We start from the raw sequence: 14,826 nt of genomic DNA on the forward strand, positions 1-14,826 counted from the left end.
CGCGCTTCCTGTATAAAATGAACCGTAAGCCAGTGAACGGGACTCATGGATAATCTTCAAATACCCCAAGCCACGTCGCCTATGGTCACGTGGCTTCATTATCTGGAGCACCTGCACGCCAAGACCATTGATTTGGGACTGGAGCGCATTAAGCAGGTTGCCGAACATCTTCAATTATTACAGCCCGCCAAGGTTGTCTTTACCGTCGCAGGGACCAATGGCAAGGGCACGACCTGCTGTACGCTGGAATCCATCCTGATCTCTGCCGGACTGCGTGTCGGTGTCTACAGCTCCCCCCATTTGCTGCGTTATACCGAGCGGGTGCGAATTCAGGGCGCAGAGTTGCCCGAATCACATCATTGTCAGGCTTTCGCCGCTATCGAAGCCGGAAGAGGGGCGATCTCTCTTACCTATTTTGAATTTGGCACGCTGGCCGCGTTGCAATTGTTCAAGCAGGCGAATCTGGACGTTGTGATTCTGGAAGTCGGTCTGGGAGGACGCCTCGATGCGACCAATATCGTGGACGCCGACGTGGCCGTCGTGACGAGTATTGCGCTCGACCATACCGACTGGCTGGGTAAAGATCGTGATAGCATCGGCAGAGAAAAAGCCGGGATATTCCGGCAGGGTAAGCCGGCCGTGGTGGGCGAACCCGATATGCCGGTCTCAATAGCCGGTATCGCTGATGAGAAAGGCGCGGTGTTGTTGCGGCGTGGCCGGGACTGGGATTTCTCGATTCAACGCGATGGCTGGAGCTGGCAGAACAAGCAGCGCGAGCTGTCAGGATTGCCAATGCCGAATGTTCCTCTGGCTAACGCCGCCACAGCATTGGCCGCATTGAACTATTCACCGCTGAATGTGAGTGAAGAGGCCATTCGTCAGGGCGTGAAGCAGGCGTTGCTCCCTGGCCGTTTCCAGATCGTTCGCGAAAAACCCATGCTGATTCTGGATGTGGCTCACAACCCTCACGCCGCGGCGTATCTCGCCAACCGCTTGGCAACCCTGCCAAAAGCGGGGAAAATCCGCGCGGTGGTGGGCATGCTGGCAGACAAAGATATTGCCGGCACGCTGGGCTATTTACAGCCGCTGGTGGATGAATGGTACTGCGCCACGCTGGAAGGTCCGCGGGGCGCGACGGCCGCGCAGCTGGCTGAACATCTGAATCAGTGCCAGTCGTTCTCCGATGTGGCCAGCGCCTGGCGTCAGGCGATGGCGGTATCAACGGAGCAGGATACCGTCATTGTGTGTGGATCTTTTCATACGGTAGCGCATGTATTGGAAGCGCTGGATGAGGAACAAGCCTATGGCGAGTAAATTTCAGAATCGCCTGGTCGGTACCATCATTCTTGTTGCGCTGGGCGTGATTGTTTTGCCCGGTCTGCTGGATGGTGAAAAGAAGCACTATGAAGATGAGTTTGCGGCTATCCCGCTGATCCCCAAGCCGGGAGACAGCGATGAGATGGATTCGTTGCCTCCGCTGAACCAGTCGTTGCTTACCCAGCCGCCTGAAGGGGCAGAGGCGGCGATGCAGGATAAGCCGCCAGCCGCGGACGGTACGGATACCGGCGTTCCCGCGGAGCGTGTTTCCCCCGATGCGAATGCGCCTGCGGTCGTGACGGCGCCGCCCGCCGTGGTGGAACGGCCGCCCGTTCAGACTCCGGCTCAACCTCCCATCGCGCCAAAAGTACAGCCTAAGCCGGAGGTGAAGCCAAAAGTTGAAACCAAACCGGAACCCAAGCCTGAAGTCAAACCAGAAACCAGAACGGAAGCGCCGGCCGCAGAACAAGCGCCCGTCGGACAGGCCTATATCGTTCAACTCGGGGCGCTGAAAAATGCGGACAAGGTGAATGAAATTGTCGCCAAGCTTCGTCTTTCCGGCTATCGGGCTTATACCGTACCCGCAACGCCTGTGGCGGGGCAGATTACCCGTATCTATGTCGGCCCTGATGCGTCGAAACAGAAGTTGCAGGCATCATTGGGTGAGTTGCAGCAACTGAGCGGTTTAAGTGGTCAGGTGAGGTCGCATAGCGTGCGTTAAGGTGTGGCATCCGTCTTTATTGTCTATTGATAAAATCGGCGGAAATACGCTACGCAAACGTTTTCTTTTTCTGTTAGAATTCGCCGCGAACAGGATGACGTCGCGGCTTACCGGTAGCATCGTTCATTATTAGGATCGTTCATGGTTTGGGTTGATTACGTCATTATTGGCATCATCGGATTTTCGGCTCTGGTTAGCCTGATTCGAGGGTTTGTTCGTGAAGCGTTGTCGCTGGTAACCTGGGGATGTGCATTTTTTATCGCCAGCCATTACTACGCCTATCTGGCGATCTATTTCACCCGTTTTGATGATGAACTGGTACGTAACGGCATCGCTATTGCCATTCTGTTTATTGCGACGTTGATTGTGGGTGCTATCGTCAACTATGTGATTAGTTCACTGGTTGAACGCACTGGATTATCGGGCACCGACCGTGTATTGGGCGTTTGCTTTGGTGCGCTGCGCGGTGTGTTGATTGTCTCCGCACTGCTATTCTTTTTGGATACCTTTACCGGTTTTTCACAGAGTGACGACTGGAAGCAGTCCCAGTTAATCCCGCAGTTCAGTTATATTATCAGGTGGTTTTTTGACTACCTGCAAAGCACGTCAAGTTTCTTGCCGCAGCACATCACACTGCGGTAGCGCTGATGAGGAAAAGACACCATGTGCGGTATTGTCGGTATCGCCGGTTTTACACCGGTCAACCAGTCGATTTATGACGCGTTAACGGTGTTGCAACACCGTGGGCAGGACGCTGCGGGCATTGTCACCATTAATGACTCAAATTGCTTCCGCCTGCGCAAGGCCAATGGCCTGGTGAAGGATGTGTTTGAAGCAAGACACATGCAACGTTTACAAGGGAATATGGGCATCGGCCATGTGCGTTATCCCACCGCAGGCAGTTCCAGTGCGTCGGAAGCGCAGCCTTTTTACGTTAACTCCCCCTTTGGGATCACGCTGGCACACAACGGTAATCTGACTAACGCGCATGAACTGCGTAAAAAGCTGTTCGAGCAGGAACGCCGTCATGTCAACACCACGTCTGATTCCGAAATTCTGTTAAACATTTTCGCCAGAGAGCTGGACCGTTTTCAGCACTATCCGCTGGAAGCTGATAATATTTTTGCGGCAGTTGCTGCGACGCACCAGCAAATTCGCGGTGCTTATGCCTGTGTTGCCATGATTATCGGTCATGGAATGGTTGCTTTTCGCGATCCCAATGGCATCCGTCCGCTGGTGATCGGTAAACGCGATCTGGAAGATGGACGCAGTGAATATATGGTTGCGTCGGAAAGCGTCGCGTTGGATACGCTGGGCTTTGAATTCCTGCGTGATGTTGCGCCGGGAGAGGCGATTTATATCACTGAGAAAGGGCAGTTGTTTACCCGGCAGTGCGCTGAAAATCCGAAGAGCAATCCGTGCCTGTTCGAGTATGTTTATTTTGCGCGCCCGGATTCTTTCATCGATAAAATTTCCGTATACAGCGCCCGCGTCCGGATGGGGCAGAAGCTCGGTGAAAAAATTGCCCGCCAGTGGGAAGATCTGGATATCGATGTCGTTATCCCTATCCCTGAAACCTCCTGCGATATCGCGTTGGAAATTGCGCGTATCATCAACAAGCCGTATCGCCAGGGATTTGTGAAGAACCGCTATGTCGGCCGGACGTTCATCATGCCGGGTCAACAGGCGCGCCGTAAATCAGTTCGTCGCAAACTGAACGCTAACCGTGCGGAATTTCGCGATAAGAATGTGTTGCTGGTTGATGATTCCATCGTGCGCGGCACCACGTCCGAGCAGATCGTTGAAATGGCCCGCGAGGCTGGCGCCAAGCGTGTGTACCTGGCCTCGGCGGCCCCGGAAATCCGCTTCCCGAACGTGTACGGCATCGATATGCCGAGCGTGAATGAACTGATTGCCCATGGGCGTGAAGTCGAAGAAATTCGCCAGCTCATCGGTGCCGACGCGCTGATTTTCCAGGATCTGGACGATTTGATCGCCGCGGCGCGTGAAGATAATCCGGACATCACACAGTTTGAATGTTCGGTATTCAACGGCGTATATGTGACGAAGGATGTCGATCAGGGTTATCTCGACTATCTGGAATGCTTGCGTAATGATGATGCCAAAGCGTTGCGTAGCCAGAACGAAGTCGAAGATCTGGAGTTACACAACGAAGGCTGAGTGTTATACCTGTCATCAAGCCAGCGCCCATGCAACTTGGCGTATAACGGGTATAAACATCTTTTAGCGGTGTAATGAGCGAAAAAAGGAGTACGTTCTGACGTGCTCCTTTTCTGTTTTTATCTACTTCTTGCTTATCGTTAATCATTACGGCAAAGTCGGCGCAGATCACTTATTCGCATCAGTTAATCGCATGCGATCAGTCAGAGGCAGTATTGATGAAGCGACTCATTATTGGTATTTCCGGCGCCAGCGGTGTGATTTATGGCATTCGTTTGTTGCAGGTTTTGCAGACCGTGGAAGGGATAGAAACTCACCTTATCATGAGCAATGCGGCCCGCCAGACACTCACTCTGGAGTCTGATTTCAACCTGCGTGACGTTCAGGCGCTGGCCGATGTGGTACATGACACCCGCGATATCGCCGCCAGCATCTCTTCTGGTTCATTTAAAACCGCGGGTATGGTGATACTGCCCTGTTCAATAAAAACCCTGTCAGGCATTGCGCACAGCTACAGCGATAATCTGCTTACGCGTGCGGCGGATGTGGTGCTGAAAGAGCGTCGTCCGCTGGTGCTTTGCGTGCGCGAAACGCCGTTGCATCTGGGGCATTTGCGGATGATGACCGCTGCCGTAGAACTCGGGGCGATTATCATGCCGCCCGTGCCGGCTTTTTACCATCGCCCGCAAAGTGTGCAGGATATTATCGATCAGACGGTGAACCGTGTGCTTGATCAGTTTGATATCGAATTGCCGGAAGAGCTGTTTACCCGCTGGCAGGGTTCGTAATGGTCACTCGTTTTTTGCTGTTTCTGGCGAAACACTTTCTATAATAAATAAGGCGTTATGCTTCTTTATGGTGCCTTTTTATAACATTGCGCTATTTTTGTGCGATGCTGCACCTTATTAGTGCTGAGCGATATTCATTTGCACGCGATCCTTCTTAACTTTTACGCTCTTCCTGGAAATATAGATTAATAAAATCAATTAAATAAATTGTTACTCTGCGACGGGTCACTTTCAGCTACGTTTCTGGTGTTGTTTTGTCAATGTGGCATGAAAACTGCTATGTTTCGTAATGAGAAATAAACAGCAATCACGTCATTCATATTTACATCGATAAAAACCGTTAAATATCTACGACTAACTTTTGACCTCAATCACTTATGGTAAGGGTAGCAATATGAAAAAACTGGTAAAAATTCTGCCGTTGGCATTAATTCTGGCCGCAGGAAGTGCGATGGCCGCCATTCCCGAAAATATTAAAATCGGTACCGATCCTACTTATGCCCCTTTCGAATCTAAAAATTCCAGCGGTGAACTCATCGGTTTTGATATCGATCTGGCCAAAGAGTTATGCAAACGTATTGAAGCCAAGTGTACGTTTGTCGAAAGCGATTTTGACGCGTTGATCCCGTCCCTGAAAGCCAAAAAAATTGATGCCATCATCTCCTCTCTTTCTATTACTGAAAAACGTCAGCAGGAAATCGCTTTCTCTGAGAAATTGTACGCTGCCAATGCCCGTCTGATTGCGAAAAAAGGCGCCAATATCGAACCTACGCTGGCCTCATTAGGTGGCAAACGCGTCGGCGTATTACAGGGAACGACTCAGGAATCCTACGCGAATGCACTCTGGCAGCCGAAAGGCGTTGAGATCGTCGCTTATCAGAATCAGGAATTAGTCTATGACGACTTGACGGCCGGCCGTATCGATGCCGCGTTTCAGGATGAAGTGGCGGGCAGCGAAGGCTTCCTGAAGCTGGCAGCCGGGAAAGACTATGAGTTTGCCGGCCCTGCGGTTAAAGACGACGTATATTTTGGCGTGGGCACCGGTATTGGTCTGCGTAAAACGGATACCGAGCTGAAAGCCGCGTTGGATAAAGCATTTGAAGAAATACGCAAAGACGGTACTTACGATACATTTGCCAAAAAATACTTCGATTTTGATGTCTACGGCGGCTAAGACCTCCATTGTCTGGATTCGGGGATGAGGGCTGTGGCCTCGCCCCGATGTTTTTGAGATATCTTGTCTGGTAATGATGTGTGATGTCATCAACCTCGATGTTTACTCTGAACGGGTATGATTAATGCTTTATGGCTACTCCCAACTCATTCTGGATGGCGCGGCCATGACGCTGGAGCTGGCGGTGAGTTCACTGCTGCTGGCGCTGGTTATTGGTCTGATTGGCGCGGGCGCCAAGCTTTCCGCCAGCCGATTGCTATCGGGATTTTTCTCCGGCTATACCACGTTGATCCGCGGCGTGCCTGATTTGGTGCTGATGTTGCTGATCTTTTATGGTTTGCAGATCACGCTGAATACGTTGACGGAAGCGCTGGGCGTCGCTCAGATCGATATCGATCCGATGACGGCGGGGATTATCACGCTGGGGTTCATCTACGGCGCGTATTTCACCGAAACGTTCCGTGGCGCTTTTCTGGCGGTTTCTCCCGGACAGATTGAAGCGGCTGTGGCTTTCGGTTTTTCACCGATGAAAGTGTTCCGCCGGATATTGTTTCCTTCCATGATGCGTTTTGCCCTACCGGGCATCGGTAATAACTGGCAGGTCATTCTAAAGGCCACGGCATTGGTATCGTTACTGGGCCTCAATGACGTTATCAAGGCCACGCAGTTGGCGGGCAAAGGGGCGCATGAACCCTTTTACTTTGCGATCGTTGCCGCGGCGCTGTATCTGGTTTTTACCACGCTCTCCAACGGAGTCTTGTGGTGGTTGGAAAGACACTACTCGCAGGGAGTCAAAAAAATAAACTATGAGTGAGATCCTGCAACAATATTGGCAACCGCTGCTGTGGAGTGATGGTTACCGTATGACAGGGCTGGCGATGACCCTGTGGCTGCTGATTTCCTCGGTGGTGATTGGCGGTACGCTGGCGCTCCCTCTGGCGGTGGCGCGTGTTTCGCCGCGGCGGCGATTCAGTTTTCCGGTCTGGTTATTTACCTATGTTTTTCGCGGTACGCCGCTCTACGTTCAGCTATTGGTTTTCTATTCTGGTGTTTATAGTCTGGAATTTGTGCGTGGGACCGATCTGTTAAACGCCTTTTTCCGCAGCGGGCTGAATTGCGCCATTCTGGCGCTGGCGTTAAATACCTGTGCTTATACCACCGAGATTTTCGCCGGTGCGATTCGTTCGATTCCTCACGGCGAAATTGAAGCGGCCAGAGCCTATGGTTTCTCTCGCTTTAAACAATATCGTCATATCATTTTGCCGGGCGCGCTACGCATTGCGTTGCCCGCTTACAGCAATGAAGTGATTTTGATGCTGCATTCCACCGCGTTGGCGTTTACCGTCACGGTGCCGGATATTCTGAAAATTGCCCGTGATATTAATGCTGCCACCTACCAGCCGTTTTATGCGTTTGGCATCGCGGCAGTGATCTATCTGGTCATTTCTTTTACGTTAATCGGGTTGTTCAAAAAAGCGGAACAGCGCTGGTTGCGTCATCTTCGTATCCGTTCATCTCATTAAAAGCAGGAACAGAGTATGTCGAATAATAAGCTGATGGTAACGGATCTGCATAAACGTTATGGTCAGCATGAAGTGCTGAAGGGCATTTCATTGCAGGCTAAGGCCGGGGACGTTATTTCCATTATCGGATCATCCGGTTCCGGTAAAAGCACGTTGCTGCGCTGCATCAACTTTCTGGAAAAACCCTGTGAAGGGACGATTCACGTCAACGACCAGGAAATCCGGGTGGTGCGCGATAATGATGGCCAGTTGAAGGTGTTTGATAAGAAGCAACTTCAGCTATTGCGCACGCGCCTGACCATGGTATTTCAGCACTTTAATCTGTGGAGCTTCATGACCGCGTTGGAAAACGTGATGGAAGCACCGGTGCAGGTATTGGGGTTGAGCAAAGCCGAAGCACGCGAACGCGCTGTTTTCTATCTGGATAAGGTGGGGATTACCGGGGCGGCGCAGGATAAATATCCGGCTAATCTGTCCGGTGGTCAGCAGCAGCGCGTATCAATTGCGCGCGCGCTGGCGATGGAACCGGAAGTGCTGCTATTTGATGAACCGACGTCGGCGCTCGATCCCGAGCTGGTTGGTGAGGTACTGCGTATTATGCAGCAGTTGGCGGAAGAGGGGAAAACGATGGTGGTGGTCACGCATGAAATGGAGTTTGCGCGCCACGTTTCCAGCCATGTAATCTTTCTGCATCAGGGAGTGGTTGAAGAGGAGGGGCCACCTGACGCTGTGTTTGGTAGCCCTAAAAGTCCGCGTTTACAACAGTTCCTGTCCGGCACGTTGAAATAATCCCCGTCTGGCTGCCCTGCGGGTCAGCCAGTTTTCTTCACGGTATCTTTGGGTGTTATCACCTCTTTCAAGGCATCTTCCAGTTCAAAGAAACGAAAGCCGAACCCTGCGGCCTCAAGCCGGTGCGGTAATGCGCGCTGTCCCCCCAGCACCAGCGTCGACGCTTCTCCCATCAGCAGTTTGATAACGAAACCCGGTACGCGCAGAAAGCCGGGCCGATCCAGTACGTGCGCCAACATGGCTGAAAACTGTTCGTTGCGAACCGGATAGGGCGAAACCATGTTAAATGGCCCGCTGAGTATCGGATTATCCAGCAGATAAAGAATCCCGTTCACCATGTCATCAATATGAATCCACGACATGTATTGTTTCCCCGATCCGATTGGCCCGCCGAGTCCCAACCTGAAAATAGGCAACATCCTGGCCAGTGCGCCGCCTTCCGCAGAAAGAACGATGCCGGTACGCAACAGACAAACGCGGGTTTTGTCGCTTTCTGCGGATTGCGCCAGCGTTTCCCAACGGGCGCACAGATGATGGGTAAACTCATTGGCGGGCGTTTCATCTTCGGCGACCAGTGCCGCGCCCTGATCGCCGTAATAGCCCACGGCGGAACCGGAAATAAACACGGAAGGGGGTTCGCTGCTGGCGTTAATCAGTCTGGCGAGTTGTTCGGTCATGTTCCAGCGGCTCTGGCTCAGGCGCAGTTTTTGCTGCGGCGTCCAGCGCTTATCGGCAATGGGTTCACCCGCCAGATTAATGACGCCATCGAAACCGTTAAGTGAGGTTTTATTGTTCAGCGTGGACCAGTATTCCACCTGGTCGCCCAAAACCTGTCGGGCTCGTTCGGGATCGCGGGTCAAAACGGTGACATGATGAGAAAGCAGTAATAACCGTTGAATCAGATGGCGTCCGATAAGACCGGTTCCACCGGTAATGAGTAATTGCATGTCTGGCCTCGCTTATCCCTTCATTGTGCAGTCAGTTTCTTGACCATGATGACGGGCTTACTCCTTGTGATAACGCATGGTCATGGAGACAGAATCGGCGTATCGCAAGGCAAACAGTTTATCCACTTCTACTTCAGCATAGGTGATCCAGTCATGATCGCTGGCGATATTGAGCACCTCCTGCGTTAATTTCTCCAGCAGCGCGAAGCGGTTCTCCTCAACGTGGCGAATGATATTTTTGGTGATGGTGCGGTAATTTAACGCATCCTCAATATTCTCGCTGTTGCGTGAACGTTCTGCTGGGTAATGGATCACAACGTTAATAACAACATCTTGTTTGTTATTAATCTCTTCTTCTTTGATTCCAATGAACGTGCGTAGTCGCAGGTTTTTTATGCGAATAATGGCGTCAGTATTTCTGTATGACATTCATTAGTCCTCAATTTTCCTTTTTGACTTGAAGTTATCACGCTGGCCGTTGTCTCGTACCGCGCTGATTGCAATCCGCGTCCGGGCAAAGGATTCGGACCTCGTCAGGCCCGGTGCCGCTTCTTGTGCGCATCGGTAACAATACCAGAAGATAGCGGCAGGCCGAGTACCGTGAAGAGGAAATGACTATTCCTCTGCCAGTTTATAGGCGCGTTCCGTCGCCGGACGTTCGCTAATGCGCGCATACCAATTTTTCACCGCCGGATAATCATCCAGATCAACACGTTGACGAGCGTAAGAGACAACCCAGGGGTAGGTCGCGATATCGGCAATACTGTAGCGATCGCCGGCCAGCCAGGTGTTTCCCTGAAGCTGTTTGTTCAGTACGCGATACAGGCGCTGTGTTTCCTGCTGGTAACGTTCAATGGCGTAGGGCACGGGCTGAGGAGCGTAGTGATTGAAATGGTGGTTTTGACCCAGCATGGGGCCAAACCCCGCCACTTGCCAGAACAGCCATTGCAGGGTTGCGGTACGCTCACGTAAATCTTTACTGAGCAGGACGTCGTGTTTTTCAGCCAGATAGAGCAGGATGGCGCCGGATTCAAACAGGTTGATGGCTTTGCCGCCGTCGGCGGGCTGGTGGTCGACAATCGCCGGAATTTTGTTGTTAGGCGAGATGGCAAGAAACTCGGGCCTAAATTGCTCACCCGTACCGATATTCACGCGGTGAAGCTGATAAGGCAGATTGGCTTCTTCAAGGAACAGGGTGATTTTATGGCCGTTAGGTGTAGGGGCGTAATAAAGATCGATCATGAGTGGCATCTCCGTTTCACTTCAGAAAAACATCGTGGCGCTACGTGACGGTTGATCACGACGATGCTCCGTTAAACTTTAGTATTGGATCAAGCGGGTGTTTCTGAAAAGTCGGAAGATTACCCTACCACTTTCCCGCAGGGAAAATAAGCGGCGGTGATGGCAAGTCATCATGACGAACTTGAATTGTGGTACGGATTGTCGCGCTGGCCTTAACCGAAGGGTGTGGGGTATGACCGGGGATTGGCGTTACATTCGCCTGGTACACCGGTGAAATGCCCTTAAAGCACGCATCAACTGCCGCATTACGGAGCGGAATGTCCCAAAACGGGGCAGCATCCGATCGGGCGGGGTTGGAAAGAATCAATATTTTGCCTGCGATGAGCCCTTCTTCCCATCTGGTACACTCTTTGCAATGTCCCTGGATATTATATTGATACAAGGGATGGCAGGATGGAAAACAACAAAGCAGAACCGGGATTAAAACGGACATTGGGCAGTTTCCACTTATGGGGCATTGCCGTGGGTCTGGTGATTTCCGGTGAATATTTTGGCTGGAGTTACGGTTGGGCGCAGGCTGGCACATTAGGCTTCCTGATTACGGCGCTGGCGATTGCCGCGATGTATTGTGCGTTTATTTTCAGCTTCACCGAACTGAGCACTTCGATTCCACACGCAGGCGGACCGTTTGCCTACGCCTATCGCGCGTTTGGCCCGACCGGAGGGTTTATCGCCGGGTTTGCCACGCTGATTGAATTTGTGTTTGCACCCCCCGCCATTTCAATGGCTATCGGCGCCTATCTAAATGTGCAGTTCCCGTCGCTGGATCCGAAATGGGTGGCGGTCAGTGCTTATCTGATATTCATGGGACTCAACATTCTTGGTGTAGGCATTGCCGCGACGTTTGAACTGTTGGTCACGCTGTTGGCCATATTTGAGTTGCTGGTGTTCATGGGCGTGGTTGCCCCGGGCTTTGAATGGGGCAATTTCATCAGCGGCGGATGGGCCGGTTCTGACGTATTCAGCTCGGTGGCGGTATCCGGCATTTTTGCCGCCATTCCCTTTGCTATCTGGTTCTTTCTGGCGATAGAAGGAGCCGCGATGGCGGCTGAAGAAGCCAAGGATCCCCGCCGTACCATCCCTCGCGCCTTCATCTGCGGTATTCTGACCTTAACGATGTTGGCAATTGGCGTGATGCTGTTTGCCGGGGGCGTGGGTGACTGGCGTCAACTGTCTAACATCAACGACCCGTTGCCTCAGGCGATGAAACTGATTGTCGGCAGTAACAGCGGCTGGCTGCATATGCTGGTATGGCTGGGGCTATTTGGTCTGGTGGCCTCTTTCCACGGCATTATTATGGGGTATTCCCGCCAGATTTTTGCGCTGGCCCGCGCCGGCTATCTGCCTAAACCACTGGCCCGCGTGCATACCCGTTTCCGTACTCCGCATCGCGCTATTCTGGCCGGGGGCGTTGTCGGTATCGCCGCAATCTTCTCTGATTCTCTGGTGACGATCGGCGGTCAACCGTTGACCGCCAACATTGTGACAATGTCGGTATTCGGTGCCATTGTTATGTATATCACGTCAATGGCGTCGCTTTTCAAATTGCGTCGTAGCGAACCGGATCTGGCGCGTCCGTTCCGTGCGCCGTGGTATCCGTTTGCTCCGGCGTTTGCACTGGTGATGGCGGTGATTTGTCTGGCGGCGATGGTGTATTACAACACGCTGCTGGCCATGATTTTTGCGGTCATGATGCTGCTGGGCTATGGCTGGTTTCGTCTGACCAGCACGTCGCGCGATAGCGCGGTGTTTGATCCGCAGTTGACGGTTTCCAAGTAGCGGACGTTTTCATATCATCCAAAATGACGGCCCGTTATCCGCATGCGGGCTGTTACCACATAATGTTCGAGGCGAATGGATGTATCAGACAACGCTGAGTCACCGTAGCTATCGTTTTCACGATCTGCGTGAGCTGATGGCGAAAGCGTCACCCGCCCGTTCCGGTGATTTTCTGGCGGGCGTGGCGGCGCAAAGCGCAGAGGAACGAATGGCGGCCCGCATGGCGCTGGCGGATTTGCCGCTGAAGGCCTTTTTGCAGCAGGCGCTTATTCCTTACGAACAGGATGAAGTCACGCGGCTGATTGTCGATTCGCACGATGATGCGGCGTTTGCGCCCATTTCTCACCTGACCGTCGGGGATTTCCGCGACTGGCTGTTAAGCGAACGAACGGACAGCGCACTACTGGCCCGGGTTGCTAAAGGGATTACGCCGGAAATGGCGGCCGCAGTCAGTAAGCTTATGCGTAATCAGGACCTGATTCTGGCGGCGAAGAAATGCCGGGTTATTACGAAGTTTCGTAATACGCTTGGATTAGCGGGTCATATCAGCGTGCGTTTGCAGCCCAATCATCCGACGGACGATTTGAAAGGTATCGCGGCCAGTATGCTCGACGGGCTGCTGTATGGAAGCGGTGATGCCATGGTGGGGATCAATCCGGCCAGCGACAGTTTGCCGCTGCTGGAAAAACTGAATTACATGCTGGACGATGTGATCAGCCGTTTTGACATTCCGACGCAATCCTGTGTGTTGACACACGTCACTAATACGCTGCAACTGATGGAGCGCGGCGCGCCGGTTGATCTGGTTTTTCAATCCATTGCCGGTACTGAAGCAACCAATAGCAGTTTTGGCTTTAATCTGGCGACGTTGGAAGAGGCGCATCAGGCAGCGTTAAGCCTGAAACGCGGTACGCTGGGTAACAACGTAATGTATTTTGAAACCGGGCAGGGGAGCTGTTTGTCGGCCAACGCGAATCACGGCGTCGATCAGCAAACCTGTGAAGCGCGCGCCTATGCGGTTGCCCGGCGTTTCTCTCCGTTTCTGGTGAATACGGTCGTGGGTTTTATCGGCCCGGAATACCTGTATGACGGTAAACAAATTATCCGGGCCGGTCTGGAAGATCATTTTTGCGGCAAGCTGATGGGCGTCCCGCTGGGATGCGATGTGTGTTATACCAACCACGCCGAGGCCGATCAGGATGACATGGATACCTTGTTGACGCTGCTCGCCAATGCCGGGCTGACATTTCTGATGGGGGTTCCGGGCGCGGATGACATCATGCTGAACTATCAGAGCACCTCTTTTCACGATGCGCTTTATGTCCGTGAGCTGTTGGGACTTAAACATGCCCCGGAGTTTGGTGAGTGGCTGGAGAAAATGCGCATCATTGATGCGCAGGGGCGTTTGTGCGATACCAGCAGCCAGCATCCGCTGTTGCAGCATCAGCCTTATCTGGAGGGAAGCCTATGAGTCGGGTGATCCACGACAACCCCTGGGAGACGTTACGTGAGTTTACGGGGGCGCGTATTGCGCTGGGGCGTACCGGCGCGAGCCTGCCGACCCGGGAACTGTTGAAATTTGGCATGGCCCATGCGCAGGCGAGGGATGCCGTTCATCAGGTTTTTGATAGCGAAGCGCTGGCGAATGCGTTGGAAGATGCCGGATTGAAAACGCTGACGGTTCACAGTGCGGCGCAAACGCGGGAACAGTATCTGTGCCGGCCCGACTTAGGCCGCCGGTTATCAGAATCGAGTCGAACGCTGCTGATGAATTCCTCCGTCCAGCAGGCCGATTTGCTGTTGGTGATTGGCGATGGATTGTCTTCCAAAGCGGTGCATCGGCAGGCAGTACCATTAATTTTAGCGTTACAGCCGTATCTCGATCTGCTGGGCTTGTCTTTGGCTCCTGTTGTATTAGCTCATCAGTCCCGCGTCGCGCTGGGTGATGATATCGGTGAATGCATTCAGGCCAAAGCGGTTGCGATCCTGATTGGCGAACGCCCCGGCTTATCGTCGCCGGACAGTCTGAGCGTCTACATGACCTGGGGGCCGCATACCCGGCGGCTTGAATCAGAGCGTAACTGTATCTCGAATATTCGCCCTGAGGGGCTGGATTATCCTCTGGCGGCATTCAAGCTGGCCTGGCTGCTGGAACAATCTTTCCAGCGTCGTTTGTCGGGCGTTCAACTCAAAGATGAAAGTGATAACCCGGCGTTGCACGGACGGATTACGCCACCCCCATCCTTGCTGATGTCGCGTTAATGATCGGCCGTCGCCATACGTTTGATATCGGATACACATTCCG

The 14,826-nt window shown here is 52.8% G+C and carries 15 protein-coding genes; 12 read left to right on the forward strand and 3 right to left on the reverse strand.

All coding sequences use genetic code 11. From position 1 onward, the window contains the following. The first annotated feature begins 45 nt into the window (after nt 1–45). The 9 genes from folC (at nt 46) to hisP (ending at nt 8,493) form a co-directional block, all read left to right on the forward strand. The gene (gene folC / locus B4923_RS17310) at nt 46–1,314 is read left to right on the forward strand and encodes a bifunctional tetrahydrofolate synthase/dihydrofolate synthase (protein WP_109055616.1); all 1,269 of its coding nucleotides are present in this window, start codon (nt 46–48) and stop codon (nt 1,312–1,314) included. Next, nucleotides 1,304–2,038, forward strand: a complete 735-nt coding sequence (gene dedD, locus B4923_RS17315) for a cell division protein DedD (protein ID WP_109055617.1) — start codon at nt 1,304–1,306, stop codon at nt 2,036–2,038. Before folC ends, dedD begins: the two co-directional genes overlap by 11 nt. Nucleotides 2,039–2,179: 141 nt before the next feature. Beyond that, nucleotides 2,180–2,680: a colicin V production protein gene (gene cvpA, locus B4923_RS17320; protein WP_109055618.1), complete on the forward strand. Its 501-nt coding sequence runs from the start codon at nt 2,180–2,182 to the stop codon at nt 2,678–2,680. A 21-nt stretch (nt 2,681–2,701) separates the two neighbouring features. Next, nucleotides 2,702–4,219, forward strand: coding sequence for an amidophosphoribosyltransferase (gene purF, locus B4923_RS17325; RefSeq protein ID WP_109055619.1), 1,518 nt, complete (start codon nt 2,702–2,704; stop codon nt 4,217–4,219). 218 nt (nt 4,220–4,437) lie between these two features. Next, nucleotides 4,438–5,007 carry a UbiX family flavin prenyltransferase gene (locus tag B4923_RS17330; RefSeq protein ID WP_109055620.1) on the forward strand — a complete coding sequence of 190 codons (570 nt, stop codon included), beginning with the start codon at nt 4,438–4,440 and terminating at the stop codon, nt 5,005–5,007. Between the two features lie 394 nt (nt 5,008–5,401). After that, a complete protein-coding gene (locus B4923_RS17335; RefSeq protein ID WP_109055621.1) occupies nt 5,402–6,181 on the forward strand; it encodes a lysine/arginine/ornithine ABC transporter substrate-binding protein in 780 nt (259 codons plus the stop codon). 124 nt (nt 6,182–6,305) lie between these two features. Continuing rightward, nucleotides 6,306–6,995, forward strand: a complete 690-nt coding sequence (gene hisQ / locus B4923_RS17340; RefSeq protein ID WP_109055622.1) for a histidine ABC transporter permease HisQ — start codon at nt 6,306–6,308, stop codon at nt 6,993–6,995. Continuing rightward, entirely contained in the window at nt 6,988–7,704 is a 717-nt protein-coding gene (locus tag B4923_RS17345) for an ABC transporter permease (protein ID WP_109055623.1), read from the forward strand. The genes hisQ and B4923_RS17345 overlap by 8 nt, the downstream gene beginning before the upstream one ends. A gap of 15 nt (nt 7,705–7,719) precedes the next feature. After that, a complete protein-coding gene (gene hisP / locus B4923_RS17350) occupies nt 7,720–8,493 on the forward strand; it encodes a histidine ABC transporter ATP-binding protein HisP (RefSeq protein ID WP_109055624.1) in 774 nt (257 codons plus the stop codon). A 23-nt stretch (nt 8,494–8,516) separates the two neighbouring features. Here the strand turns inward: hisP and B4923_RS17355 are convergent, their stop codons facing one another. From B4923_RS17355 to yfcG, 3 genes are all read right to left on the reverse strand, one after another. Further along, nucleotides 8,517–9,440, reverse strand: coding sequence for a TIGR01777 family oxidoreductase (locus B4923_RS17355; protein ID WP_109055625.1), 924 nt, complete (start codon nt 9,438–9,440; stop codon nt 8,517–8,519). Between the two features lie 57 nt (nt 9,441–9,497). Beyond that, nucleotides 9,498–9,869: a dihydroneopterin triphosphate 2'-epimerase gene (gene folX / locus B4923_RS17360; protein WP_109055626.1), complete on the reverse strand. Its 372-nt coding sequence runs from the start codon at nt 9,867–9,869 to the stop codon at nt 9,498–9,500. A 186-nt stretch (nt 9,870–10,055) separates the two neighbouring features. After that, entirely contained in the window at nt 10,056–10,682 is a 627-nt protein-coding gene (gene yfcG, locus B4923_RS17365; protein WP_109055627.1) for a GSH-dependent disulfide bond oxidoreductase, read from the reverse strand. 453 nt (nt 10,683–11,135) lie between these two features. Here yfcG and eat point away from each other — a divergent pair, with 453 nt between their 5' ends. The 3 genes from eat (at nt 11,136) to eutC (ending at nt 14,783) form a co-directional block, all read left to right on the forward strand. Next, complete coding sequence (eat, locus tag B4923_RS17370) at nt 11,136–12,521, forward strand: ethanolamine permease (protein ID WP_109055628.1); 1,386 nt, start codon at nt 11,136–11,138, stop codon at nt 12,519–12,521. A 79-nt stretch (nt 12,522–12,600) separates the two neighbouring features. Further along, complete coding sequence (locus B4923_RS17375) at nt 12,601–13,992, forward strand: ethanolamine ammonia-lyase subunit EutB (protein WP_109055629.1); 1,392 nt, start codon at nt 12,601–12,603, stop codon at nt 13,990–13,992. Continuing rightward, a complete protein-coding gene (gene eutC, locus B4923_RS17380) occupies nt 13,989–14,783 on the forward strand; it encodes an ethanolamine ammonia-lyase subunit EutC (RefSeq protein WP_109055630.1) in 795 nt (264 codons plus the stop codon). Before B4923_RS17375 ends, eutC begins: the two co-directional genes overlap by 4 nt. Nucleotides 14,784–14,826: the final 43 nt, after the last annotated feature.

Origin of the sequence: Brenneria roseae subsp. americana (assembly GCF_003115815.1) — a bacterium.
Lineage (GTDB): Bacteria > Pseudomonadota > Gammaproteobacteria > Enterobacterales > Enterobacteriaceae > Brenneria > Brenneria roseae.

Bases quoted from the DNA above. Each gene is read 5' to 3' on its own strand.
- B4923_RS17330 (WP_109055620.1), top strand. From the start codon at position 4,438: ATGAAGCGACTCATTATTGGTATTTCCGGCGCCAGCGGTGTGATTTAT.
- B4923_RS17355 (WP_109055625.1), bottom strand. From the start codon at position 9,440: ATGCAATTACTCATTACCGGTGGAACCGGTCTTATCGGACGCCATCTG.
- purF (WP_109055619.1), top strand. From the start codon at position 2,702: ATGTGCGGTATTGTCGGTATCGCCGGTTTTACACCGGTCAACCAGTCG.
- B4923_RS17345 (WP_109055623.1), top strand. From the start codon at position 6,988: ATGAGTGAGATCCTGCAACAATATTGGCAACCGCTGCTGTGGAGTGAT.
- dedD (WP_109055617.1), top strand. From the start codon at position 1,304: ATGGCGAGTAAATTTCAGAATCGCCTGGTCGGTACCATCATTCTTGTT.
- folC (WP_109055616.1), top strand. From the start codon at position 46: ATGGATAATCTTCAAATACCCCAAGCCACGTCGCCTATGGTCACGTGG.
- eat (WP_109055628.1), top strand. From the start codon at position 11,136: ATGGAAAACAACAAAGCAGAACCGGGATTAAAACGGACATTGGGCAGT.
- yfcG (WP_109055627.1), bottom strand. From the start codon at position 10,682: ATGATCGATCTTTATTACGCCCCTACACCTAACGGCCATAAAATCACC.
- cvpA (WP_109055618.1), top strand. From the start codon at position 2,180: ATGGTTTGGGTTGATTACGTCATTATTGGCATCATCGGATTTTCGGCT.
- B4923_RS17375 (WP_109055629.1), top strand. From the start codon at position 12,601: ATGTATCAGACAACGCTGAGTCACCGTAGCTATCGTTTTCACGATCTG.
- B4923_RS17335 (WP_109055621.1), top strand. From the start codon at position 5,402: ATGAAAAAACTGGTAAAAATTCTGCCGTTGGCATTAATTCTGGCCGCA.
- eutC (WP_109055630.1), top strand. From the start codon at position 13,989: ATGAGTCGGGTGATCCACGACAACCCCTGGGAGACGTTACGTGAGTTT.
- hisP (WP_109055624.1), top strand. From the start codon at position 7,720: ATGTCGAATAATAAGCTGATGGTAACGGATCTGCATAAACGTTATGGT.
- folX (WP_109055626.1), bottom strand. From the start codon at position 9,869: ATGTCATACAGAAATACTGACGCCATTATTCGCATAAAAAACCTGCGA.
- hisQ (WP_109055622.1), top strand. From the start codon at position 6,306: ATGCTTTATGGCTACTCCCAACTCATTCTGGATGGCGCGGCCATGACG.